The sequence below is a fragment of the Petroclostridium sp. X23 genome, assembly GCF_030013905.1.
In the GTDB taxonomy this organism is placed as follows: Bacteria; Bacillota; Clostridia; order SK-Y3; family SK-Y3; genus X23.
This window is the reverse complement of the sequence record NZ_CP124862.1, coordinates 5,475,339-5,498,685: the sequence shown is the minus strand read 5'-3', so window position 1 is coordinate 5,498,685 and position 23,347 is coordinate 5,475,339. Positions and strand designations below refer to the sequence as shown.

Sequence of the window (23,347 nt, the reverse complement as noted above, 5' to 3'; positions counted from 1 at the left end):
CTTTATAAATATAAATAATTGAATATAAAATCAACCATACAAGATAGCCCTGTACCGCTAATTTGCAGTGTATTGTTGCCGTTGCCAAACTCAATAAAATCGCCTGTAATGCTGCTGAGCACATTTTCCGAACCAGCCTTTACGGCTTCTATCTTTGCGCAATCAATTTCAACCGTAGAAAATGATACAGGGGTATTATAAGTAAGTGTCTTACCGTTTGCTGAAAACGAAATATTTGTAAAGCTCCCTGTAATTCGTATTAGAGGCTTCACATATGTTCCGGGATTATAGATATTCAGCGCTACGGGCCCTGTTATAGCGAAAGATGTAGGAACCATATCAAGCTTATAACCATATCCAAACATAAGCCCTTGACCAAACCAGATATCTTCCGTTGAAAGCACTCTAGAAAATGCAAAAGGTCTACACTTAAATTGCAGTGTAAACCTTCCTATTTTTGATATTTGCGTGGCCAGATCCAGCCTATTGACTACTCTCCCTAAATAAAAAACAGCAGATTCATCATCGAATATCAACTGTTTTTCTCCGCAGGCCAGCCATGCGGCAATCTGATGTCCACGCGCTATAATATGCGCAATATTACGATCTTTAAAGGAACAGTCAATTTCTATATTTCTTGGCTTATATTTTGTCCTGCCATCAGGATTCACATCTGAATAGTCATATTCACCGTCCATATCAGGGATTTCTTCAACTACGATCTTAGGTTCCGGTAGGATCGGCCTGTTTTTACTTTGCATTATTAGTCCAAAATCTCTATATGAATGTTTCCCATTAAACTCAAATCCCATCATCCGGATAACCCCCCTGCTGCCCTTACTGCATTTGTGGCCGTATTAAATAATTCCTGTGTATAATCAATCGTATCATCTTTGCTATTAATGTTTTTATCCCCATAGTCGTTTAATACCACATTCACACTTTTAGAAGATGAGCTGCTACTTCCGGCAGATGCAGTAACACTAGATGCTTGCATTTCAACCGCCGTGGTCATATTTTGTAGCTCTGAGGCGATCTTATTATACTCACTCACAAACCTTTGTAGTTTTGCTAATCCAGAGCTCATTTGCTTATCCATTTGCGATTCAAATATCTGCATAGATCTTAGCAATCCATTGCTGAAATTCTGATTTGCATTAGTAAAGATTGCTGTATTTTCTTTTGCAAATTGCGCGATACTAGAAAGCATTGCATCCTGTTCAGTGTCTAAATCATCACGTAATTTATCATATTTTTCTCTATTATCTTCAATTTCTTCTTCAATCGCATCTTTGCGGTCACGCTTTTCAATTTCCCGCTTATCCTGCTCTTGCTCCAGTATAATTTCATTAATCTGTGCTTGGATCTCTTTGAGCGTTTCATTTCCTTGCTCAGTAACAGCATTAAGATAAAGCTGTTCTTTTTTACGTAATTCTACTAACTTTTCAGCACGTTGTTCTTCTTTTTGTTCATATTCTAAGTCTTCATATTCTCTATCTACTGCTTTAAGCTTATCATTTAACCGTTTTTCTTCCTCTGCTTCTTCTGCATCATATTGCTTACGCTTTGCCTCTATATATTCATTTACCTGTTTTTCAAGGAACTCTTTCCGGATATTATACTTTTTATATTCCAAATCCCTAATTGTATCCTGCTCTTCTTCGTTAATACGGTCCTTATCTTGCTGCGCAATTTTTTCATCCTGCATGATCTTATTCAGATACTCTTTATGGTATTGGATCATCCGGTTATATGCCGCAATCTCTTCTAATTCAGAAAGTTGCCCGTATAATTTTTGCTCTTCAATCCAATCGTTTGAGTCCTTTGCCCTTTTATCTAATGCGGTTTCTGCTTCCTCAAGCTCTTGCTGAATCAATTCTTTTCTTAACCGGTATAAATTTACCGCCGCTGTATTTATTGCCTCCAGGTTGTCTTTCTGATTCTCATACACCCGTGTCCATGCCTCTATCTCTTCTTCTATGGACATTTCATTTAAAGACTTTCGTTCGTTTATCCAGTCAACAGAATCCTGCAATCGCTTATCTTTAATCTCTTTTGATATAGCATACATTTCTTCATCCAGATTCATGATTTCATCAGAGGTTTTTGCATATGCTGCTTTAATTACAGCAAGCATATTAAGCTCATCCTCTAATGTTAACTGGTTCATTCTTTTTTTATGCTCTAAAATTCGAAGCGCAGAATCTAACGCCTCATTTTCATATGAACCGGATCCGGTACCTTTTCCATCTTTATCTTTTCCGTCTTTACCATTTTCGGAACTCTTATCTGAATATAGATCACTTCCATCAAGATTAAGGAAATGTTGCAACTCGGGTGGAAGGGAATTATTAGCCATATATTCTGATACAGTGACCTCAAGCATTGCGTTTTTATACTTTGACATTTCTGCTTCAATTCTAGCTTTCTCTGCTTTTAGCTCATTTACCTTCGCCATTGCATCGGTATATTCTTTAGCGCTCTTTTGTCTTTGATATTGAGAAAGACTTAATTGATTTTTTTCGTATTCACTTTTGCTGTTCTCCATCATAGTTTCAGCATTTTTCAGAGAAATATTAGTAGAATTTAACAATGCATTTAAATATGGCATTTGGGCGCTGCTCTCAACCTGCAACCGTCTTATGCTCTCCAAATGCTCTTTTTTCTTAATTTCATTCAAGTCATTGATGAGACCAATCTGCGTAGCATACTTCTGATTTTCCTGGTCAATTCCATCTGCCACATCAGGAAAAATCTCAGCTAACTTTTTTTCTATTTCATGTAATTTCTTCTTTGCGCTTTCCAGTTCTTCGCCTTTTACTTTATTCTGAGATACTTTAGTTTGCAGCTCATCATATTGGCTTAATAGCTTATCCGTTTCAGATATTTGTTTTCTTTCTGCAGCTATCTGAGCATAGGTAACCTTTTCTGATTCTTTGGCCATATAGTTATATGCCAAAATTCCACCAGTCACGGCAGCAATTCCAGCTGCAAGTGCGATATACGGATTAGCTGCAGCCGTTACATTGAATGCGGCCTGTACAGTAGCAGCAATCTTCAATGCCGTGGTTAAGCCTACAATAGCGCCTGTTAACACAACAATCTCTTTGCCATACTCAGCTATTAACCTTATAGCCTTTGATACATTCTCTACTACATTTACCAGGAATGTACCAAAATCCTCAGCTACTCTATCTATCGTGCCGTCACTACTCCACTGATCCCACGCAGCCATAAATTCTTCTAGTTTACCTTTTAATTTGTCAAATACATCATCGCCAACCTTACGGCCAAAAGCTTGTAAATTATCCGACAGCGTAGAAAATAACCCATTAAAGGTTTTACTCTGCTCATCCATCATCCCTTGATATTTTTTATCCATAATAGCAAGTACTGCATCCATAGTCTTTGATATGGAAGTTTTAAGCTGCCCGCCTTTATCAAATTCTATATCCATTTCTCCGAGTTGTTTTGCAGAAATACCCAACCGTCTTAACTGCTCCATTGCTTCCCCGGTTTGGCCTGCGGATAACCGCCCTATTGCATCAGCGACCTGGGTCATCGGAACATTAAAGGCACTGGCCGTATTACCTATTTGCGTTAGGTATTGCTGGGTTTCTAATCCGAACGTCTCTAATAGTTTTGATGCTTCTATTACCTGAGGTAGTTCAAAAGGGGTGTGTGCTGCATAATCAAAGAGATACTGCATATGTTCTCTTGCACGATCGACACTGCCTAATAATACTTCAAAGCTGGTAGTATACTGCTCAAAATCCGCGTTACTGCCTACAGTAAAATCGAATAGCTTTTTCCCGGCATATCCTGCAAAAGCCGCTCTAACGTAAGATGTAACACGGTTTATCTGACCTCCGAATGTATCGAGTTTTTTAACTGTACGGTCCATTTTATTATCTAAGTCTGTAGTATCTCCGCCTATCTTTACCAAGAACTCTCCTATCGTCAATTGCATCCACCCCCTTTAAATTTGATCTATAAACACTTCTTCATCTTCCGGATCCTTTACTGTATTAAACTGACGATGATGCTCTAAGAGATGATATATCTGTCTTAATGTTTTCTTCCAAAACTTTTCTTCAGGTTGATTTAATTCGACTGTCCATAGGTAAAACAACCTTCCAAAGTCTATTTCTCCGTCTTCATCTTCTATTTTTTTTTAACAGCTGCTATATTTTCATCATCAGTTTCAGGCATAGATAAGAGCAATGCATCACCGATGTATTTTTCAAAGTTCATGATCATTTCTACATCTAAAAGTTTACCGATCTCTCTTAAAGTAGGTTCTTGCCCTTCTTCATATTCATGCAGCAGACCTGCACGCATAAGGATCTTTATGTTTTTCGGATTATCCAACTCAATACTATCCAAATTTTTGATAGAACCAAATTCTTCGTTCAAATACTCCAAGGAATTCATATCATACTTCAATTCATGGATTTTCCCATCGGCTAATTTAATTTTTACTCCGGATTTTTTTATATAAGAAAGTGATTTGTTCACTTCTATTCCTCCCTATAAAATAGTCAAACGGGGAGATCTTCCCCGTTTATTATGGTGTTACTGTAGGAATATCTCCTGATGTAAACCAATTAGTTGCCAATGAAGCATCCCAGGTTGATTCATCATCATCCGCATCCACTATATCATTACCATCGTAGATTCGTGGAATGGCCACTCCCTCAATGGTAGGGTTCTGAAATGCCGGGGTCTGTCTTTTGGTTTCATAAGTTTCATTGTTCTCCTGGAATTGAACTTTCAGGAGTTTTACGTATCTATATCCACCACTGGATTTCTTTGATTTGAACATTACACAGAAATACGGTGCCTGATCATCCTTATTGGAGATACGCATACCATTTTGTACTGTTCCACTCCCTAACAATAGCGCTTTTTCTGTAGGGGTTAAATCAGTCACATCGATAGTAACCCTTGTTTCCCCCTTGCCGGTTACTGTTTCAACGATTTGATCGTCAGCCTCTAAATTAACCCGGTTTACCGTTGGCTGGTATCCAATCCGGATAAGCTTTTTTGTGAATTTCACCGGCGTATCATAGGTTACACCATCTACAGTATCTTGAGTTACTTTTGCTACTACTAAACTAGCTACTCCTATTCTAGGCATTATTCTTCAACCTCCTTTATAATCTTGTATCTTACTGCTTTATGGTTAACATTCGGATCCGGTACGTCCGGAGCAGCTTCCCGGACAAATCCCATTTGTTTCATAAGGTAATCCACTCTTCTAAATATTGCTGTTGTGCTCCCTTCACTCCAAATGTCTATCATAACAACTATTTCTTCACCAATGCACTCATCATCCGCAAACTCACTATCAGCGTTATCTAACTCATAGTAAGATATTGCCGGAAGTCCATCCCATGCTTTTGGGTAGCTGGTAAAAATGCTCGGTAAAGGGATATCTTGCTTTCTTGCAGTTTTAATCTTACCCAGCATGGCCACAAGCGTTGCATCATTAGTAAAAGCACTTTTTATGGCTTCTTTAGCATTAAACATTAATCAGCCACCTTCTTTATTGCGTCTGCAATAGTTTTCCTGATGTATTCTTTATTTTCATTGAGTGCGGGGTACAAATAAGGCTTTGGTTTTGTTCCCGGATGATGTACTACCTGCGCAAACTGTCGAGTATCTTCTTTGTTAAATGTCGCAGTACCATCCGATTTGACATAATAGCGCCTGTGTGTAGTTCCTCCGCCGCCGTTTTTATTAAACTGGCCGACTTGTCCCTTTGCAGTCCATGCCAACGCTTTCGCATTCACTGGCCGGATCTCATGGGGAGAAGTCCCAAATTCAACATGAGGTGCATATTCTACATTGGTGCCTACTTCCCCTACCGGTTTCGTGGCATCTTCATGCTTTAGCCTATGCGTGATGCTGCTTCGAAGCCTGCCAGTATCCACGGTACACTTTTTTTTAGCGTCCCGTTCAACCTTCTGCGCACACTTTACAATGGCGCGGTCCATTTCTGTTTTCACCTTTTTACTAGTTTCCCGGAATTTCTTTTTAAGGGCTTCTGTCTGCTTTTTTATATCTGGATTCATAATTAACCGCCTCTTATCTGCATTTTCCCGATAAACGTATCTAACAGCAGCACTTTCATTTTCTTGTAGTCCGCAATATGAACAATATAAAACCGAACAATATCTGTATCTCCGCCAAACTGGAGATCTTCTTCAAAGGTATATCCTTCTCCGAATTTAAGATATTCAGAAAATGATATAAGCACCCGATTTCCTGTTCTCACTTTAATATTGGTGCCTTTATAAAAAAACTGATAGGATACGTTCTCAGAATACCCATATTGGCGCGCAGCCATCTCAGAACCTATCGGCAGAAGTGTCCCTGCCAAAGCAACCACGTCTACCCACTCATTAGAGATATTCCCTTCGCTGTCTTGAACAGGAACGTATTCCTGCAACATTATAGTGTCTTTTTTCATCAAATCACCTGCACCCTGATACTGCTGCTTGTATTGATTACTTCTTTCGAAATGTACCCACTAAGCTTATTTAAGATATTCTCATAAGCTTTAATATCGTTCTTTACGCTTAATGGCCCGGTGGTATCCGTTTCTTTTGTATTATCCTTTAACAGGTATCCAACCAATTCGGCATTTACTACTTTTACGATACTGGGCGCAGGATCTTCAAACTGTGTTGAACAGTACTTATCTATCATTTCCTGTCCTGCATCTATAAAAATTTGGAGGGTGTCCGAAGACTTCCCCTCCAATTCTTCACTATTAACCAAATTCGCAAGCTCTGTAGGTGTAATATATCCCACGATTATTCACCTTCTTTGAAAAACCCTGTTTTCCTTAGCCTGCTGGCCAGTTTCTTATTGTCTACGGGTACAGCCTTTCCTTTTTCAAATTTAACCCCCATAGATACAAAGGAAGCAGCTCCTGTTAATGTGAACACAGGGGCCTCGCTTTTTTTGGTTTCTTTTTTCTCAGTTTCTGTAGTGGCTTCATCTGCTTCTGTCGCTTTAGTTTCCTGAGTATCTTCCGCTTTAACTGTATTTGTATCCGGAGCAGTGGTTTCTTTTTTTACTTCTTCATTTTCCGTTGTAACCTTATGCCCCGGTTCTACTGTTTTATCCTTCATTATCCATTATCCCTCCTTAAGCAAAATCTTTACCGATTACTAATGCATTAGGGTTTACAATTTCAACATCAAAATCAGCAAGAAGCGTATATTCATGACGGGTATATCTTGGCACTACTTGATGATAACTTTCAAAGTCTGTTAATACACCATAAGCCAGATTTTCAAGAGCAGTTGCCATCTGCACCCCATCAGGGATAAATCCTACCGGGATAATTTCAAATCCATCATAGGTTACGTTCTTTCCGGAAAGAATCATTGCATCCCCGAGAGCCGTGTTCCTTTCCTGCAGCTGATGCTTATATACTCTATTATCATTTTGGGATACTAAGATCTTAATCTTAGATTTATCCTCTTCCTGATATAACTGATAGTATTTACCCGGCATCATCGCCAACAACCCCGGGAAAACAGTGCCTAAGAAATCTTGGCTACTAGCATTATCAAATTTATGTGTACCTGCATCACTAGTTGCAATCTTGATCCATCCATTATTGATGCTTAAGAATGGATCTGGAGTAACGGCATCTTCTAATTTGGCTTCTTCATCTCCGTTAAAGGCAAGGTCCACAGTATCATTTGTAAACTGCTGCGCAAATAACTTCGCTAGGGTGTCATTAATATTACCTCTTTCAATATTTTCTTTCATGTACTGGAAAGTGATATCATAAGGTCTAATAACGCCTACTGCCTGCAGCTCTCTTTTAGATGGAGTCGCCGTACCGGTCGGTGCGTTTTCCTGGTTTTCCAGCTGCTTTCTCATCCCTCTTTTATTGACTTCCAAGCTATCTAATACTCTTCTTGTAGTCATCATTGGATAGAACGCGACTTCCCTTAGAATTCTGGAGTAATCTTTCATAAACGTGATAAATTTCTGTGCCTGTTCCGGATTCATCTTGCCTCCGGTGCCAAGCGTTGCAGTATCTATTGCTGCTTTTGCAAGTAAAGTTCTGTTTGCTATACTCATTCTCTAGTTCCCCCTTTTCTTATGCAAAGAACCCGTCAAAAGATCCTTCTGATTTTTTTACTTCTTCACCTTTTCCGGCGTCACTATCGTCATCAGCTTTACTGATCCCTCTAGATTTTTCCACCACCGTCAAACGTTCTTGAATAGGCTTTAAACTTTCCGATACAGCAGATTTAACAATCTCTGCGATATCTTCTTTCTTCACTTCTGCCGCCGGCTGTTCGTCCGCCGGATCTCCCTTTTCAATCTTATCCAATCTCTCATTGATTGGCTTTACGCTCTCGGTCACTGCCGATTTTACAATTTCTACGATTTCTTCCTTTTTCACTTCGCCATCTCCTTCCTCAGTTTCCACTTCACTCACTATTGACTGAAGCGACTGAATCGCGTTTTTTATTGATGTTAACCTTGCTGTTGATACTTTCTTTCCTGCCTTTGCTACCGGTTCTGCCATGAAGAAATCTTCATCCGCTTTCGCGACTTTTTTCCCAACATTCTTGATTTTATTCTTCATGTATGCGGCATACTCATCAATCGCCGTATTCATTGCGGCCTGTTTATCCGGGACAGTATCATCCCTTAAAATATCTCTTAATGTAGAGGACAGGGTGTCATTTACACGCCAAAGACCGTCGGTTATCTCGGATACAGCCATTCTGTCAGCAAAAGATATTGATTTTGCAGCTTCTGCTTTTGCTATTTCCTTCTTGCCGGTAAAGAATGATTTCATGACATTAAAAAAGCCCTTCAACTCATCCTCTTCTTTTTGAACAGGTTCCGTTTCAGGCTCTTCATAATCGTCGCTTTTATAAATCTGTATCTTTTGCTTATTTGCTCCCTTTTTCACCAGGGATATAAAATTAATATCTACATCAGTCATTTGTGGCATCTTCTTCACCTCCCTCCACCGGAATATATACTGCATTACCACCCATGCTAAAACCGGTAATTTCACGTTTTTGCACCTGCTTCCAGGTTGCCTCGTCCGTTACTTCTACAGCTGCACACCAGTCCCCGGCTTTCGCATCGATATCCGGAATATCCGCCTTGGCAATGTAGTTTTCTACGACTACACCATAGCCGGCTTTTTCATTATGGTGCTTGTCCACTCCGGTCTTGCCTGACTTTGATATGGTCAGCTTTTTAGCAAACTTGTGACAGGCTTTTTTAACATCATCCTCTGTCATCCAATCTCCTTGACTATCAATATAATCCGTCGGGGTACCGTCTGCTTTAAATACCTTTGACGGCCTATAGACAACACCTTCAACAATTCGGTTTACCTCATCCACTTTCGCAATGCTTACCTCAAATGATTTTGCGATCTTTGACACCTTTTCCACCTCCTAAATTTTCTCTCCTTCTAAAATTGGGACCACTGTACACCGGCATAAAACAATTTCTTTTGCCGGCGCTCCCAGCGATCCGTCTCCAGGCTGCATGAGTTTATATCCTCCAACTATAAAAGGAGAATCTAGTTTCTTTCTCTGCCCATTTGCAGCAGCATGTGTCCGCCTTGTCTTTCCGTCCGCAGTAGCAAGCCATTCTTTACCGATAACTACGCCGCTTTGCCTATATCCTTCTATGGATCCAGCATTACTTGCGGAAATTATTTCTGTCCTAGCAATGGTGATTGCCCTGCTGATGCCGAATTCCGGAAAGCCCTTAATCCTGGCCGCAAGCTTTGATATTCCCTCTCCTGCCTCAAACCCTTCTGTGAGCGCTTCAATTACAGCTTTATGAGTAGTCTCACTTACCTCTTTAGCAAAGTTGATTCTCTTTCCTTCCAGCCAATCCCTTGCTATTTCATTAAGCAGGTCAAAAGTGATGTTTATATTTTTAGCTTTATTTGCCTGAGCTAAAAGCTCATTTGCTACTATTTCAGCGATATTTATATAGTGCGGAGTTACCTGTTGCTCATAGAGCGTTTCGTATTCTTCAATAATTGCAGCCAGTTCAGCGCTTAACTCTTCATCAAAATCCGCTTTCTTCACTTTCAGCTTAATCTTGCCTAACGCTTTTATATATCTGTCACGCTGTTTTTTGAGCAGTTTAAAAGCTTGCTTTTCCATGCTATTGATTGCTTTTATGCTTTGCTCAGTCCAGGCTTTTGATTGAGGTATCTTTCCTACCCATTCCTTTGTATCGTCTGCCTTTTCTATAGCCGTGTCTAAAGCTTTTTGTATCGCAGTTAATATCTTTTTATTGATCACTGCCTAAAGCCTCCTCTACGGTCTCTCTGAGCTCTTTTAATACCTCAATAATTAACTGCCTATCCTCAGCAGATTTCTGTACCGGTACCGCCTGCTCTACCTTCTGAAGCTCCATTTCCTTTAACACCATCTGTAATGGTTTATTGGCCCAATCTTCAGTAATCTGTTCAAAGTCTTTCCCCAGCAGCTCACCTAAAGCATCTATCAGATTATTGGCCGTTGCGGTTCCTGCTTGTATAAACGGAGTCAATGCTCTTGATAACTCGGCCCTATCTGTAATCTTCGGCGCTTTAAAGAACATAGACACCGCATTAACCTCCAGTGGGTCTTTTAGAAGATTATTGAACATGAATGCTAGAGATTCACGTTCCGGCTGGAATACCTGCTCCTCTGTAATCTGCCTTGCGGTGTCAGCTGTCGCCCTGGTGTAGTCCTGGCTTTCTCCGGTATAAATAGGGTGGAGCCTAAATGCTGACCGGATTTTATCACGGTTATTTTTGCAGTAGTTCTGAAAAAGCGCATCGTCGTTCATGATCTCCGCAAGCTTTTCAAACTTGATAGCAACCTTTTGCTTTTTATCATCATCGAGCCCTGTAATGGAAGATTCATCATTAAACCCTTCTGCTTCAAGAACCAGGTATTTATACTGGGCGCTCTCCCCTTTGCTGTCTTTTAGCTGTGCAATGGATCCTTCGGTAAGCTGTCCATTTTCCACTACTATAGCAAGAGGAATGTGCCGGCCTTCTTCAAAATACCGGTAGTTTAACTCTTCTGCTTTCCGGTTCCCTTGGATATTTAGCAGCTGGCCGATATATCGGGGAAGTCCGTAATCACTGTATGCACAATAAACATTGAAAAACATAATAGAAGTTGCTTGCTTATCTTCCGGAACATTCTCGCCGTATTCTCCGGTTTCACAATTCAATTGCCGTGGATCTCCGAACTCCTTAAAGTATACTTTCTTAGTACCCTGCAACTGTACGAACTTTTTGAACCGGCGCTTCCGGGTAATCTCAACTTCTTTCCCGTACTCATCCGTGATAGTCGTTTTTATATCTACCAGCTTGGTATCTTTTTTGCACAACCTAAAGGTATGCCCCGGAATATGCTCAAATCCTGCCGGTTTTCCGACTCCATCGGGGATGACTTCGATTCCTCCCCAGCCTATTTTCTCCCGGTCTTCTATTGCTTTTTGCAGAACTTCTATAAATGCCTCATCAAAGTTACAGTATTTAAAAAAGTTTTCGTACCGGGACCATTGCACCTCATATTCCTTTTTCTTGCCTGCATCCTTTTCCTTGTCGTAATCCACATCGTACTTAAAGCTGATACCAAAACCGGCAATATTCGTTTTATATGCATCAATACATTGCTGCAAGATATCGCTGGTTTCAGGAAGCCGAATAAGAAGCTCCGGATCATAAGGAGGTTCTATAATACCATTGCCATACATGTCTTTAAATGGATCGTCTTGAATCTGTCTGCTCTCTCTTACGATATTGCTTTCGCTGGTTATCTTTTTTACAATCACTCTATTTGTCATATCTTTTGAGCTCTACCTCCCTTCGGTCTTCCTGGTTTTTCATATTTAATATCTGCGACCTCATAACCGTCTAACGCATACCATATAGCGCTCATTGTATGAGGGTCAATATTGAAATCGTCCTCAATGACGTTTCCAAGCTTATCCTTCTTATATGTCAAATCTTTCAATTCCGAAATTACATTCACGCAGTTTTCAGAACAAATGATTTTCTTGAATCTCTTTACCTTTTTCGTATACTGCAACCGGCTTCCCTGAAACTTTTTAGCCCCTTTTATATTAAATCCCTGTTGCCTATAATAAGCTATTGTTTTAGGTTCTGCCGAATCTGCCCGGATAAGCTCTCTAGTTTCTTTAAACTCTGCTATTTCTGTTTCGGTTCTATCGTCTGTCATTCGGTTTTTATAATACTCCCAATAGATATACAGATATTTGTTATCATGATCTATCGCAAGCCTTACCAGTGCGTTATATGATGTTTCAAAACCGAAGTCAAAACCTGCTCGCTTCATGTTGCCAGGAATTTTATTTACAGCCTCAAGCACCTCATAATGCGGTTTAACTACAAACTGTGGCAATACTCTTATACCATTTACTCCAAAGCGTCCTTTTCTTGCTATCCTGTATAAATCCGGGTCATATGTTTTTAGTTCCTCTAACTGCTCTATATAACTTTTAGGCAAAAATAAATTATCATCTGCTATAGAGTGATGATAATAGGTATTTTTAAGTATTACTATTCTGTTTTGGTATAAGGCTTCATCATCCAATACAAACACTTTTTTTCTATCGTCTTTAAAGAAGTGTTTATATGTCCAATTGTCCTCCCCTACCGGGTTAGTAGACAATATGAAATGCAGTGGTAATGTAGGATGCCTTAAACGTCCTAATAGTTCCTTGAACCCTTCATATTTAAGTTCTGAACATTCTTCTACCCACACAATAGTAACATTATTAATAGATTTTAACTTTGCCGGCTTATCCATCCCTTTGAATATGATCTTACTGCCATTAGGAAACCGAATCTGCATCGGAGAAGTAACTAATTTGATTCTATCGTCTAGCTCCATCCCTGTTATAATCTCATCGAACAGCGAAAAACAACTATCACGGATAGTGTCATAAACTTCCCTGACTACTAGCGCCGTCCTCTTTTCCTGTAACAGTTTGAGTATTATCTTTAAGGCTACATGATAACTTTTACTGCTGCCGTATCCACCTACTAAAAAATAAAACTTATGGTTCCAATCAAACAGGAATTCTTCAAAGTGCGGATTGACTTCTTTTTCAATCATTCGCCCTCACCCTTCCGTTTGATTACTATTTCGATAGGTTTGTCGTTCTCGGCAGTATCTGCTTTAGCCTTGGCCAGCGCAAGTTTTTCTTCTTCTATGCGACGCTTGAACTTATCCGGGAACAGGTCGAAGTATTCTGACAGCTTATCAAGAGCTTTCATCTTATCCGCAAGCTTTATTTTTGCCCCGTCTTTGCCTTGGCTCACCTCTGATATTATGGTCCCATCTATCTCAGTGCTATCTTTAAACTTAACTGTATTTACCATCTTAGTAATAGTTGTCTTTTCTCCGGTATCTTCATCCGTAACTACAAGTGGACCATACATAGTCATAACAGGCACTTCTTCCTGTCCAAATGAAACATAGTCAGTTATATCTGCAAAGGCAATGTCTATGTACTTCTGGAATACTGCCATCGCTTCAAGTCCAACGCCCTCTACAATGTTTCTCTTAAGCCTATCTATCTCACTTTTTACTACCACATTTGACAACAGTTCATATCCGTGAGCATTTGCCACATCGTAACTAGATTGATATGCTTTTTTGTAGGCTTTAGTCGCATTCCAATACTTGACGTAATACAAACAAAAAAGGCGCTGCTTTTCAGTTAAGCCAGCTCCTTGTATATCATCCTCGGTTAATTCTTCTTTAACAGTTTTTTTGCGTTCCTTTTTATTGGTAACGTTACTTTTTGTTTTTGGTAACGTTACTATATTGTCACTATCCCATTTATCTTGATTCTTCCACTTTCTAACTAGCGTTTCAGATACGCCAAGTTCGGCAGCAATATCTTTTAATAATTTCTGTTTCCCTGACTGTAACCATAACTCTTTAGCCTTGTCCCTGTTCGGGCTCCTTGATCTTGGCATCACCTCACCACCGTTACTCGTTGAATATTATGCCATATACTTTATGCTTTTCAAAGAAAGCCTTATCACCTATATTATGAATTGATTCTCTATACATCAAATGATGATCTTCACACAAACAAATCTTTCTTTTCCGACTATCATCTACTCGCCTTCTGTCATTTCCCATTTGGATTTTGTCTACGTGATGCACATGCCCGGATCTTCCGCAAATGCAGCACTTCTTAAAATGCAGACACAGCCACAGATATCTACTAATATCTTTAATTGCAACCAACTCTTCCAGTATCGGATGCCCAGCATGTATGCCATGCTCTATCACAAACTCCAGGAGAAAGTCGATAAACCCATTCGCATCTTCCATGCTTAACTGAGTAGTGCTCACATAATCTTTTTCATTCAGGCCACACCACCAATAAAAGAAAAACCTTTTCTCGATCTCCGGATCTTCGCAATGCCATTCTGCTATATCCCTGATAAGCGCATGAATAAATTTATTCTGTAGCCCTGTTCTATGCCTGCCATCCTCTATCCGTATTTCCCCGGCGATCCCATTTCCCACACTGTATTGTAGGATTTTATTTTTAAGACCTGGTTCCATTTCAATTTGCAAATACGTAGCTTTATCCGTCTCTTTTACCGCCAACACCTTCACCGGATAATACATACTACCCCATCCCTACAATCCCGTATCTGCCGTTTAGCCTTGCAATCTCAACCTTTTTCATATGCCTATATTTGAATGTATTCGGTAGTTGCTTATACTTCCACCACAATTGAAACCGCTCTATCCAATATTTCACTTGAATACCCTCCTGTTACTCTGTTTATATGCTCCGCCGAAATGCGATACGTCAGTCGGCATATTAGTCCGCATTGCTTCCTTTATTTCTTTTTTTGACGTAGATTGCAAAGCAATATAGTTCACAAGGCTTTTCACCCTGCACCCTTCACAATCATTTTTACATCTAGAACAGAATTTCTCTTGTATGTACCTTACTTTTTCTATAAATGTCACTCTGATCACCTACGTCCCAAAAAGTTCTCTCACTTATAGTGTGCAAGCGCCTAAAAGTTGCATTATTTTGCAACTTCCGAATAAATTTTTCTAATTTTTTTTAAAAACTTTTTTGCAGCATTTAGCCTTCTACTTACTGTAGACTTATCAATATCCAGCTCTTCGGCAATCTGTTGAATATTCTTATTCTCAATATAATACATTTTGAGGACTTGTCTCTGTTTAAACGGCAGCAATTCTCTAATGGCCACATCTGCAAACTTCTTCATCTTCTGCCTCTGCCTATCATTGGTTCCATCCTTCGCATTCGCATTCGTATTCGATGAATCCATAGTATATGGTAGGTAATTTTGCATGTCTTGAGTTAAGCGTATACTTTTCACTTCTCCACCATCCCCTATCAAAATAGTGTTCTGATTCTCTTCCTATTTCCTGCAAATCCCTGTCCATAGCGTTCAGGAGTTTGAGTTGATCATCAATATCTATAATCTTGCTTTCTATAGCTTCTATTTCTGCCTTTTTTCTTCTATACTTCGATGTCTCTAGTCTTGCCTTTTCGTTTTTTAGTTCAATGATTTTATTTCTAATCGGTATACGAGACTCTTTGTATTCCTTCCCAAGCTGCTTCCAATCTTCGTACATTCTCAATCCCCCTCGCGCACCTAAAGCCCAGCGCAAAACGCTAGGCTCCAAGTCTAATGTATTTCTTCCCCGGCCACCGAGTATATGTATTGCCCCCAACAATTACTTCTAACCAGCCGCACTTGGTACATATAAACCCCTTCCTTTTAACATGCTTGTCCAAAAAGTATGCACACATTACCATCTTGCTCTTACAATTTTTGCACCCCATCCTTCCCCCTTCTTTCTATGCTTAATATTTTAGTTGCCGCGCATAGTGACATTGCCGCCACTCCAATAAAACACCCCACGAAACATCCAACCAGTAACATTAATCTCCCGTCCATATCCCCCAAACCTTTCTTTAGCGTAGATTTATCTGCTGAAAACTTGTAATTGCAACTAATTCAAGGCCCTCTCTCTCTAACAATTGTTGTTCTGCTTTATCAAGCTGTTTAATAGTCCTTAATGGCTTCTTAGTAGTTACTACTGCTTTCCCAATCCCTGCCATGCCTTTTGAATCTTTACATGTATAAGATATTAAATATTTAAATCTTCTTACCATCTTTACCCCTCCATCCTTATCTGTTCGGCTTTACTAGCCAACCTTTCAAGCATTTTTACATACAGTTCTAAATCTTCATTGCTCATATTTTCAATATCCGGCCCATGACCAGGAACCATAACAAAATTATTAAGTCTCTCTAAAAGTAAATATCTTTTTGCATACTCACAATCCGGATCCCCAGTAAAACTTTCATCTTCCAATGCAGTACACCCTGGGCACGTCCGGCAGCACTCTTTTAACTCTCGCATGACAACCATTTCCCAAGTATGTGCATTTCTCTAATTTGATTAAATCTATCGTCCAATCCTGGTATTGTTGTTTCTCCAATGCATTCTATATGATCAATTAAATCGCCTAATGATTCTAATAATTTCACCTTGTCCTGCTTTAACAGCTCAATCTCTTTATTTTGCTTCACAATAGATTGCCCTAGATGAGTGCATAGTGCTTTCTTCTGTTCGATTTCTTTCTTAAGTTGTTTATTTTCTTGAATAAGAGTTGTAATCTTATCCTTTACTTCTTTAAGTCTATCAACTTCACATTTTATTTGCATGATCGGACATTCATCCATCATTATCCCCCTTTTCTTTCTCTCTTCTCTTTATTTCAAGTTGTCTATTGGTCCAACTCCTTAATTCTTCAAAGAAAAACCCTCTTCCGCAATGAGGACAAGCCGGAAGCATCATCTTGCTTCTATACTGACTTTCTAAATCTCTAAAAACTAATAACCAAGGCTTATAATCAATAATCTGCTTTCTTTGCTCATATAGGCGTTTATTTTCTTCTACTATTCTTTCACGGTTTCTAGCCAAATCTTCTAGTGCTTCGTAAGGATCTACCTCCGCACCGCAGTTGCAATATACTTTTTTATTTGTAGTATCTACCGTGAACTTTCTTTCCCACCGGTTGCACTTACATTTTTTATCTATATTTCGGTTAATTCTTAAGATATCAAGTTCTATAATTTTATCCGGTAATTGATCAGTACCCATATATCCCCCTTCCGGACGGCTATTCACCGCCCTATCAATCATCATATGCTATTTCAATATTCCCGCACATTCCATTTACATCAATTTCAACGATGCCCATATCAACATCTTCACATTCACCATTGACATTATGGATGCAATTCTTTATTGCACATTGTACAACCATATACAAACCTCCCCAAAATCTAGCTCTAACATCACTTCTCTTCTAATGTCATATTCTCAACTTTTTCTTTATCTCTCTTTTGTTTATATAACCTATTAGATTTGCAATGAGGGCATGTTCCATGATTTCTACATGTATGGTCTACTGCCTTTGCTCCACGATATTGCTTTCTCTTTTCTTTACCATGCTCTATCGCTTTATCTAAACTCACTGTTATCCACCTACCTTAATCTGTCCTTTAGTGAAATTCATAAAAATAAAATTCTGATTTCTTTAACTTTGTGTATATGAACCCTGTATTTGAATTTTCTGCTGAAAATGTTCCATCTCCATTATCTCCTGTGATGCGAAGCTCTCCATATACGCTGTTTCTAGCATAGTTACATCCTCTATACCAGTTTGATTCATTATTTTTATTCATGGATTTACATCCTCCTTAAAACTATTCTTTAATATAACAGTTTTAAATATAATCTTTAACAAATGGAATCTTTTGAAAAAATAAAATAACAACATCTCTTTTATCACCGTAGCACGTTTCAGCGATTTCAGATTGTGCTTTCTTGATATTTTCGTCTGAATCAATATTGTATCTAAACTCAAAGATACCATTGTCTGGCTTACTATTATTATTGAAATCCGTTTCACACTCAGTATAAAACGATATGAAATATTTATTAATCATTAAAACATTCTCCCTTCGCTAAGTTGTATTTTAATCACTTATTTTTATATATGCTGAACATTTAATTACATTGTCGTTGCCAATATCATTACCAAACTCCATCTCTTCATATTTTGCATTACACTCTGGTATATTAAATTGGCATGTATCACATAAATTAGTTTCCACACTATACCTAACTCCAACAGTTTCTAATGAGTTCATAAACATATCCATCCTTTCACTAAAACCTTATTTTGCGTGAATTTCTTTCAGCATTTCATTTATTTTTTTCTTTTGTTCCTCGACAATTTCATTAAAGTTTAATCCCAATAAGTGTTCATATTTCCATTCAAGATTCATACTTACTCCATCTATTTGAAAATCTGTACTACCTAACACACTTTCATCATATTCTGTACGCCATTCTATATACTGCTGTTTTGCTTCCTCAAAATGATCTGTTTCAAATTCCTCTTGCTTTACCATTTCCTTCCATAATTCAATTTTATATTTCATAGATTCCTCCAAAATATTTTTGTTTCGTGAGACATTCATACCTGACACTAAACTACTATTTAAAACTGCATTTAATCCTGCCTCTTTTGGTTTGGTAACTCGCCTTTTAAAGCCTTATCAACAAGTTTACTACCTATAGCGTGGAATCTTTGATACTCTGGATTCTCAGGGTCATTATTCCATCCGAGATAATCCTTCGGTGACTTATTTAGAGCTGTTTTGTACATATTGAAAGAATTTTCTGCTTCCAGTTTCCTTATGAATTCCTGCCTTGGTTTTTCGGCAAGAAGTGTTTCTCTAAGTTTTCTATGGTCCATATTCAGCAATGCGGTTAATACCAGTACTGAATATCTTAATTCTTCATAATCCGGCTTTCCATTTGTCTTTGTGATCTCAATTATTTCTGATAATGTCCTCATGTTTTAACCTCCCTGGAGGGTGCTACCCCTCCATTAATCTTATTATGCGAAGTACCCTATACAAATCATTACCGGTCCAAGATATACAGCCAAATATGCTTCTGCGGTACCTCCGATTCTGTTACAGTTAATATTTGCCCCTAATAAAAAACCGCCTGTTATATCTATCATCACTCTTAATCTGCTTTTGCTATTCATCTTAACCCCTCCAATCTTTAATTTAGCGCTTTCTTTTTGGCTTAATATTTACAATGCCGTTGTTTCCTTCTGCTTCTCTCGCATATTTCATGCAGCGCTTACAAGTTACCTCTGATGTTTCCCCTGCATAGCTTTTGTCATCACAGTTCCATACTCCATTACAGATACTAACCATATATCTATCACCGCCTGACCTGATCCAAGCCCCTAGATGAATAACCTTTTTTCTTTTAACCAAATTTACTTCCATTAAGTCACCCCTCTCCGTTCAACGTACATTTAGTGGTTATACTGCCGCCCAAATTTCTCTACGCTCAATTTTGACTTTCTTAACAATTGTCCTGTGCTGCCATTCTCCGCACCAGTTGCACCGTCTACTATTTTTATTGATATATGTCCATCTTGTGTTGTTGTCATCTTGAATGAATGTCCTGTCATGGTCTAAAAATAGACACCGTCCAATTTTAAAATATCTATCCCAAAACCAATCTGTGATATCAACGAAGTTCCTTGGATCCCAACCACCTATAGGATGATAACAATGCGCATCCTTATAACCTTTTACTCCCATTAGAATTGATGATAACTTTCTTCCGGATACTACTCCATCACTATCTCTCGCCATCCCGATTATAATGTTACTTATATCGAATCTACATTCTTCCGAAAATTGAATTCTTGTGCCATCTATTGGGTCGATCTCGTACCAATAAACTCTATCGTAATACGGCTTTGCTTTTAAGAATTCGTATAAATTTGAACTGAATTTATCAGATATGTTCTTTTTCTTAGGCTTAATAAATTTTATATCCAACCCCAATACACCCCTCCGTCAAAGTCTCAATTAACATTCTGTTGATGCTATTTCAAAAGGTTCTTCAGCTACTTTCACATACCCTTGTGTTTGTATCATGCTTTCTATAACTTCCTTGAATGTCCGCTGAATCCAGTAACCACTTAACCTTTTATGTACTACGGTGCATTTATTAGTGACAGCAAATTCAAGTTCATTTACAATGTCACCAAGCGATACTTCAAATTCCATCGTATCTTTTTCAATATCCAACTCAACTACTCCATCAACATCAACATCTGCCGGATCATCAAACCCTTTTACATACCACTCAATTGCTTCCTCCTTGCTCTTTGCACATACACAAGAACATTCATCCATTCTAAATACTTTTAAGTTCATGCTATCTATCTCCTCTCTCAACTCGCATTTAACGCTGAATTTCTTCTCTCAATATCTCTGCAAACATCGGCATAACTTCTTTTGCAAAACGTATTGCAATTGGCGAATACCCTGTTTCTGCATTAAATATGTACCAAGGTTCAGGATATATATCCCATACTTCTTTATGATCATACAAGTCTCTTACACAACTTTCAGCCGTAGAGAAATCAACGTCTTTTGTGATATCAAATAAAACTCTTGCTTTTTCTTTAGTCAATTCCCCTTCTTTTCGGTCCTCAATGATTCGCTTTTTCCAGTTAGTTTCCGTTTCATACTGATAATAAAAATTATCGTCTGCCACTTTATTAAGAAAATAACTGCTATCCTTTGCAAGTTCTAATATAAAATGCTTAAATGATTTTCTGCCATGTCCAGGCCATGAGTATGAATAATTTCCGTAATCAGATTGAGCATTAAACAATCCACCATTTTCATCAATGGTTATAATAGCCCATCCCCATTGACCAAATCTTATATCATATCTTTCGCAAGTTGACTTTTTGAAAGTAAACTTTTTATCGCCATCCATATACGCCCCTCACTTCCATATCTGCTCATACGATCAACTTCTATATGCTAGTAATATACTTTTATACCTCAAATATAAAAATCGTTCATACGGCTTTTAAAACGCTCTCAATTACATTTCGATCATGCTATTTTTTCTATGTCCTCAACATCTTCAAAATCAATCTCTACGTCCAAATAATCATTTCTTTCAATAGTCAAACTAGAATGATCCGAACACTGATAACTGCCAATTAAAACTTCGCCGTTCTTCAAGGATACTTTGATTGATTCACCAACTTCCACAGTGGCGCCCTCATCGCCAATGTTCAAATACCATATTGTCTCTAAATTCATGACCTCTCTCCTTCCTGTTAAATCCATGTTTAGTGCTTGTTACTGATTAGCCTGGAAGAATGCCTTTGCAAATCTAGGCGGTGTTATTGCTCTTCGTTCTTGCCTTGTGTATATTCCGTAATACTCAGGGTATATTTCTTTACTTAAAAGCATTGAAAACTTCTTCATACCTTCCGGCTTTTCAGTTACTATTGGCTTTGGTATATTAAATTCGCCCCATAAAGCTGTATTTTTCTGATAATTGTCACCGTACTGCCACGGATTAAATATAAACTTTGGTTCTTTAAGCCAGTTTTTTAGTAATCCGTTAGCAGGATTCTCTATTGCCCAAAACTTAGGCTTACAAGTTAATATTATCCTGCAACAAGCAGATGCAACTTCTAATCCTGCTTTAAAATCATGTTTGTAATTGCCTTTACCATGAAAGTGTTTTGCTATACTGAATTGGTCACATGGTGTTGCTGCTAATATGCCATATACGTTATCAGGAGGACTATATAAGCAAACATCATTATCGGGTAATGTTATAACCCTGACATCATATCCAGCTTCCTTATATGGTTTGCTCCAGCTCCCTGTACCACCGCATAAATCAAGTATTATTTTATTGCTGTTATCCATAGTACCCCCTCACTTACGCTAAACCATACTTTAAAACGGTAAATCATCATCCGAATCAATTGGCGTAAATCCTTCCATTGGATCTACATTTTCATTTGGTTGGCTTTGACTGTTCCCGTCCTTCTTACTATCTGCAAAATACTGTTCATCCACAACAACCTCGGTAATAAAATGTCTTTTACCCTCCTGATCATCCGATGACCGAGTTTGTAGGCTCCCTGAAACAGCAATCATTCTGCCTTTCGCAAAATATTTACAGATGAACTCTGCATTATTTCTCCACGCAACAATCTGAATGAAATCTGCCTGCCTCTGTTCACCTTGCTTTGCATAATTCCGATCTACTGCAATGGTAACCGTGCATACCGGGACATTGCTTGGCGTATAACGCAACTCAGGATCCTTCGTCAATCTACCCATCAAAATTACTTTATTAAGCACTTTAAGCACTCTCCCTATTCTTCATATCAATCTTGTACTCACACTTACCATTTTCATTCCACACCGGTATCTTTTTGAGCTTTAACAGCTTCCTTAACTCGCATTTCTCAGGTTTCTTATTGCAACTTTTATTGCAGTTCACAGCAATCAGGCACTCTGCCAAATCATATAACTGATCTTTATTTATCCTTTTGCTTCTTTCGAGCCATCTATCCCTTTCCAAGCTTTGCTCAAGCTTATATTGGATGTGCTGAGGAAGTCTGCTATTTAGTTCATCAAAGAATCTATTTGCTCTGACTTGACCAAATTGCAAGTGCCCTCTAACAGTCGCAAGTAGTGTTGTCCCAATACTGTTTATTTCCACTTTTAATGCGTCAATAAATTCCCTCTCTGTGAATGTTTTTTTCAATACCATTACCTCCAATCTCTGGGATATCTTGCTCTATGAATCTGATTTTTTATTATTTTTCTTCTTGTGTTCGCGTTTCTTCGCTTTCCGCTTTGATTTACCCCTATCCTTCGGCTTGCTAGAAGAGTAATTTTGCGCCCAATTCTTTAAGTGCATTATCTTCACCTCACATCTGTACTTTTAGCTCTAGCCCCGGATATTTCAGCCTGAATTGTTTAAAAGTTCGTTTCCACTGTTCGCTTTCAAAGCCTTTGGTATCAACTATTTCTGCCGTGCTATCATTGTGAAACACTATAAAATCAGCACTATAAGTAATTGCTTGATCCTGCTCATCCCCTTCGACCAATACAAATTTTGGCTGAAGGCAGAAACCTTTGATCTCCCCAACTTTTAGCAGTAACTTCAATCCAGCATAGTAGGCAGCTTCTTTTTGGCTATGGAATAATATCCCGTCCACCCTGACACGTTTTGCATTATACTTGCTTTTATTTTTCGGCTTTTGATCCTGCTGTTTTCCTGTTCGTTTTAGATAATCTTTAAAATCATCCTCTGACCATCTAAGGCTCATTGCTTACCACCTA

At 38.5% G+C, this 23,347-nt stretch carries 42 protein-coding genes; all 42 read right to left on the bottom strand.

Translation table 11 applies throughout. The features are described 5' to 3' along the window. Positions 1 to 2: 2 nt before the first annotated feature. Complete coding sequence (locus QKW49_RS25855) at positions 3 to 815, bottom strand: distal tail protein Dit (RefSeq protein ID WP_282865520.1); 813 nt, start codon at positions 813 to 815, stop codon at positions 3 to 5. Continuing rightward, positions 812 to 3,964 carry a hypothetical protein gene (locus tag QKW49_RS25850; protein ID WP_282865519.1) on the bottom strand — a complete coding sequence of 1,051 codons (3,153 nt, stop codon included), beginning with the start codon at positions 3,962 to 3,964 and terminating at the stop codon, positions 812 to 814. The genes QKW49_RS25855 and QKW49_RS25850 overlap by 4 nt, the downstream gene beginning before the upstream one ends. Before the next feature lie 15 nt (positions 3,965 to 3,979). Continuing rightward, the gene (locus QKW49_RS25845) at positions 3,980 to 4,132 is read right to left on the bottom strand and encodes a hypothetical protein (RefSeq protein WP_282865518.1); all 153 of its coding nucleotides are present in this window, start codon (positions 4,130 to 4,132) and stop codon (positions 3,980 to 3,982) included. A gap of 32 nt (positions 4,133 to 4,164) precedes the next feature. After that, positions 4,165 to 4,518, bottom strand: a complete 354-nt coding sequence (locus QKW49_RS25840) for a hypothetical protein (RefSeq protein WP_282865517.1) — start codon at positions 4,516 to 4,518, stop codon at positions 4,165 to 4,167. A 49-nt stretch (positions 4,519 to 4,567) separates the two neighbouring features. Beyond that, on the bottom strand, positions 4,568 to 5,140 hold the full coding sequence (locus tag QKW49_RS25835; protein WP_282865516.1) for a major tail protein: 573 nt from the start codon (positions 5,138 to 5,140) through the stop codon (positions 4,568 to 4,570). After that, entirely contained in the window at positions 5,140 to 5,532 is a 393-nt protein-coding gene (locus tag QKW49_RS25830; RefSeq protein WP_282865515.1) for a hypothetical protein, read from the bottom strand. The genes QKW49_RS25835 and QKW49_RS25830 overlap by 1 nt, the downstream gene beginning before the upstream one ends. Continuing rightward, positions 5,532 to 6,077 carry an HK97-gp10 family putative phage morphogenesis protein gene (locus tag QKW49_RS25825; protein ID WP_282865514.1) on the bottom strand — a complete coding sequence of 182 codons (546 nt, stop codon included), beginning with the start codon at positions 6,075 to 6,077 and terminating at the stop codon, positions 5,532 to 5,534. Before QKW49_RS25825 ends, QKW49_RS25830 begins: the two co-directional genes overlap by 1 nt. Before the next feature lie 2 nt (positions 6,078 to 6,079). Next, a complete protein-coding gene (locus QKW49_RS25820; protein WP_282865513.1) occupies positions 6,080 to 6,475 on the bottom strand; it encodes a hypothetical protein in 396 nt (131 codons plus the stop codon). Continuing rightward, a complete protein-coding gene (locus QKW49_RS25815) occupies positions 6,475 to 6,819 on the bottom strand; it encodes a hypothetical protein (RefSeq protein ID WP_282865512.1) in 345 nt (114 codons plus the stop codon). The genes QKW49_RS25820 and QKW49_RS25815 overlap by 1 nt, the downstream gene beginning before the upstream one ends. A gap of 2 nt (positions 6,820 to 6,821) precedes the next feature. Further along, positions 6,822 to 7,142 (bottom strand): hypothetical protein, encoded by a 321-nt coding sequence (locus QKW49_RS25810; RefSeq protein ID WP_282865511.1) that lies wholly within the window; start codon positions 7,140 to 7,142, stop codon positions 6,822 to 6,824. A 16-nt stretch (positions 7,143 to 7,158) separates the two neighbouring features. Beyond that, positions 7,159 to 8,109 (bottom strand): P2 family phage major capsid protein, encoded by a 951-nt coding sequence (locus QKW49_RS25805; RefSeq protein ID WP_282865510.1) that lies wholly within the window; start codon positions 8,107 to 8,109, stop codon positions 7,159 to 7,161. Between the two features lie 19 nt (positions 8,110 to 8,128). After that, positions 8,129 to 8,998 carry a hypothetical protein gene (locus tag QKW49_RS25800; protein ID WP_282865509.1) on the bottom strand — a complete coding sequence of 290 codons (870 nt, stop codon included), beginning with the start codon at positions 8,996 to 8,998 and terminating at the stop codon, positions 8,129 to 8,131. Then, positions 8,982 to 9,443, bottom strand: a complete 462-nt coding sequence (locus QKW49_RS25795) for an XkdF-like putative serine protease domain-containing protein (RefSeq protein WP_282865508.1) — start codon at positions 9,441 to 9,443, stop codon at positions 8,982 to 8,984. The genes QKW49_RS25800 and QKW49_RS25795 overlap by 17 nt, the downstream gene beginning before the upstream one ends. A gap of 12 nt (positions 9,444 to 9,455) precedes the next feature. Further along, the gene (locus QKW49_RS25790) at positions 9,456 to 10,322 is read right to left on the bottom strand and encodes a phage minor head protein (RefSeq protein ID WP_282865507.1); all 867 of its coding nucleotides are present in this window, start codon (positions 10,320 to 10,322) and stop codon (positions 9,456 to 9,458) included. Next, positions 10,312 to 11,865, bottom strand: a complete 1,554-nt coding sequence (locus QKW49_RS25785) for a phage portal protein (RefSeq protein WP_282865506.1) — start codon at positions 11,863 to 11,865, stop codon at positions 10,312 to 10,314. The genes QKW49_RS25790 and QKW49_RS25785 overlap by 11 nt, the downstream gene beginning before the upstream one ends. Further along, positions 11,862 to 13,160: a PBSX family phage terminase large subunit gene (locus QKW49_RS25780; protein WP_282865505.1), complete on the bottom strand. Its 1,299-nt coding sequence runs from the start codon at positions 13,158 to 13,160 to the stop codon at positions 11,862 to 11,864. The genes QKW49_RS25785 and QKW49_RS25780 overlap by 4 nt, the downstream gene beginning before the upstream one ends. Continuing rightward, a complete protein-coding gene (locus QKW49_RS25775) occupies positions 13,157 to 14,029 on the bottom strand; it encodes a terminase small subunit (protein WP_282865504.1) in 873 nt (290 codons plus the stop codon). The genes QKW49_RS25780 and QKW49_RS25775 overlap by 4 nt, the downstream gene beginning before the upstream one ends. A gap of 13 nt (positions 14,030 to 14,042) precedes the next feature. Then, positions 14,043 to 14,696 carry a putative HNHc nuclease gene (locus tag QKW49_RS25770; RefSeq protein ID WP_282865503.1) on the bottom strand — a complete coding sequence of 218 codons (654 nt, stop codon included), beginning with the start codon at positions 14,694 to 14,696 and terminating at the stop codon, positions 14,043 to 14,045. A gap of 1 nt (position 14,697) precedes the next feature. Continuing rightward, the gene (locus QKW49_RS25765) at positions 14,698 to 14,832 is read right to left on the bottom strand and encodes a hypothetical protein (protein ID WP_282865502.1); all 135 of its coding nucleotides are present in this window, start codon (positions 14,830 to 14,832) and stop codon (positions 14,698 to 14,700) included. Positions 14,833 to 15,109: 277 nt separating this feature from the next. Next, entirely contained in the window at positions 15,110 to 15,316 is a 207-nt protein-coding gene (locus QKW49_RS25760; protein ID WP_282865501.1) for a sigma-70 family RNA polymerase sigma factor, read from the bottom strand. A 16-nt stretch (positions 15,317 to 15,332) separates the two neighbouring features. Continuing rightward, positions 15,333 to 15,689, bottom strand: coding sequence for a hypothetical protein (locus QKW49_RS25755; protein WP_282865500.1), 357 nt, complete (start codon positions 15,687 to 15,689; stop codon positions 15,333 to 15,335). Positions 15,690 to 16,032: 343 nt separating this feature from the next. Then, the gene (locus QKW49_RS25750; RefSeq protein ID WP_282865499.1) at positions 16,033 to 16,233 is read right to left on the bottom strand and encodes a hypothetical protein; all 201 of its coding nucleotides are present in this window, start codon (positions 16,231 to 16,233) and stop codon (positions 16,033 to 16,035) included. 2 nt (positions 16,234 to 16,235) lie between these two features. Continuing rightward, on the bottom strand, positions 16,236 to 16,436 hold the full coding sequence (locus QKW49_RS25745; protein WP_282865498.1) for a hypothetical protein: 201 nt from the start codon (positions 16,434 to 16,436) through the stop codon (positions 16,236 to 16,238). Positions 16,437 to 16,471: 35 nt separating this feature from the next. After that, the gene (locus QKW49_RS25740) at positions 16,472 to 16,807 is read right to left on the bottom strand and encodes a hypothetical protein (RefSeq protein WP_282865497.1); all 336 of its coding nucleotides are present in this window, start codon (positions 16,805 to 16,807) and stop codon (positions 16,472 to 16,474) included. Beyond that, positions 16,800 to 17,228, bottom strand: a complete 429-nt coding sequence (locus QKW49_RS25735) for a hypothetical protein (RefSeq protein WP_282865496.1) — start codon at positions 17,226 to 17,228, stop codon at positions 16,800 to 16,802. The genes QKW49_RS25740 and QKW49_RS25735 overlap by 8 nt, the downstream gene beginning before the upstream one ends. 34 nt (positions 17,229 to 17,262) lie before the next feature. Further along, on the bottom strand, positions 17,263 to 17,394 hold the full coding sequence (locus tag QKW49_RS25730) for a hypothetical protein (RefSeq protein WP_282865495.1): 132 nt from the start codon (positions 17,392 to 17,394) through the stop codon (positions 17,263 to 17,265). A 31-nt stretch (positions 17,395 to 17,425) separates the two neighbouring features. Continuing rightward, on the bottom strand, positions 17,426 to 17,605 hold the full coding sequence (locus QKW49_RS25725; protein WP_282865494.1) for a hypothetical protein: 180 nt from the start codon (positions 17,603 to 17,605) through the stop codon (positions 17,426 to 17,428). Between the two features lie 27 nt (positions 17,606 to 17,632). Next, a complete protein-coding gene (locus QKW49_RS25720) occupies positions 17,633 to 17,815 on the bottom strand; it encodes a hypothetical protein (protein WP_282865493.1) in 183 nt (60 codons plus the stop codon). Positions 17,816 to 17,857: 42 nt separating this feature from the next. After that, the gene (locus tag QKW49_RS25715; RefSeq protein ID WP_282865492.1) at positions 17,858 to 18,079 is read right to left on the bottom strand and encodes a hypothetical protein; all 222 of its coding nucleotides are present in this window, start codon (positions 18,077 to 18,079) and stop codon (positions 17,858 to 17,860) included. A 30-nt stretch (positions 18,080 to 18,109) separates the two neighbouring features. Continuing rightward, positions 18,110 to 18,283, bottom strand: coding sequence for a hypothetical protein (locus tag QKW49_RS25710; protein WP_282865491.1), 174 nt, complete (start codon positions 18,281 to 18,283; stop codon positions 18,110 to 18,112). Positions 18,284 to 18,310: 27 nt separating this feature from the next. Beyond that, complete coding sequence (locus QKW49_RS25705; RefSeq protein ID WP_282865490.1) at positions 18,311 to 18,577, bottom strand: hypothetical protein; 267 nt, start codon at positions 18,575 to 18,577, stop codon at positions 18,311 to 18,313. A gap of 71 nt (positions 18,578 to 18,648) precedes the next feature. Continuing rightward, a complete protein-coding gene (locus QKW49_RS25700; protein WP_282865488.1) occupies positions 18,649 to 18,996 on the bottom strand; it encodes a hypothetical protein in 348 nt (115 codons plus the stop codon). A 42-nt stretch (positions 18,997 to 19,038) separates the two neighbouring features. Beyond that, a complete protein-coding gene (locus tag QKW49_RS25695) occupies positions 19,039 to 19,194 on the bottom strand; it encodes a hypothetical protein (RefSeq protein WP_282865487.1) in 156 nt (51 codons plus the stop codon). Positions 19,195 to 19,216: 22 nt separating this feature from the next. Beyond that, positions 19,217 to 19,444 carry a hypothetical protein gene (locus QKW49_RS25690; protein WP_282865486.1) on the bottom strand — a complete coding sequence of 76 codons (228 nt, stop codon included), beginning with the start codon at positions 19,442 to 19,444 and terminating at the stop codon, positions 19,217 to 19,219. Between the two features lie 36 nt (positions 19,445 to 19,480). After that, entirely contained in the window at positions 19,481 to 20,014 is a 534-nt protein-coding gene (locus QKW49_RS25685; RefSeq protein WP_282865485.1) for a hypothetical protein, read from the bottom strand. A gap of 24 nt (positions 20,015 to 20,038) precedes the next feature. Further along, the gene (locus tag QKW49_RS25680) at positions 20,039 to 20,389 is read right to left on the bottom strand and encodes a hypothetical protein (RefSeq protein ID WP_282865484.1); all 351 of its coding nucleotides are present in this window, start codon (positions 20,387 to 20,389) and stop codon (positions 20,039 to 20,041) included. Positions 20,390 to 20,417: 28 nt separating this feature from the next. Next, on the bottom strand, positions 20,418 to 20,960 hold the full coding sequence (locus tag QKW49_RS25675; RefSeq protein ID WP_282865483.1) for a hypothetical protein: 543 nt from the start codon (positions 20,958 to 20,960) through the stop codon (positions 20,418 to 20,420). Positions 20,961 to 21,082: 122 nt separating this feature from the next. Then, positions 21,083 to 21,295: a hypothetical protein gene (locus QKW49_RS25670; protein WP_282865482.1), complete on the bottom strand. Its 213-nt coding sequence runs from the start codon at positions 21,293 to 21,295 to the stop codon at positions 21,083 to 21,085. Positions 21,296 to 21,334: 39 nt separating this feature from the next. Next, positions 21,335 to 21,916 (bottom strand): hypothetical protein, encoded by a 582-nt coding sequence (locus QKW49_RS25665; protein WP_282865481.1) that lies wholly within the window; start codon positions 21,914 to 21,916, stop codon positions 21,335 to 21,337. 30 nt (positions 21,917 to 21,946) lie between these two features. Then, entirely contained in the window at positions 21,947 to 22,357 is a 411-nt protein-coding gene (gene ssb / locus QKW49_RS25660) for a single-stranded DNA-binding protein (protein WP_282865480.1), read from the bottom strand. Position 22,358: 1 nt separating this feature from the next. Then, the gene (locus QKW49_RS25655) at positions 22,359 to 22,766 is read right to left on the bottom strand and encodes a DUF5651 domain-containing protein (protein WP_282865479.1); all 408 of its coding nucleotides are present in this window, start codon (positions 22,764 to 22,766) and stop codon (positions 22,359 to 22,361) included. A gap of 166 nt (positions 22,767 to 22,932) precedes the next feature. Continuing rightward, positions 22,933 to 23,334, bottom strand: a complete 402-nt coding sequence (locus QKW49_RS25650) for a DUF1064 domain-containing protein (protein WP_282865478.1) — start codon at positions 23,332 to 23,334, stop codon at positions 22,933 to 22,935. Positions 23,335 to 23,347: the final 13 nt, after the last annotated feature.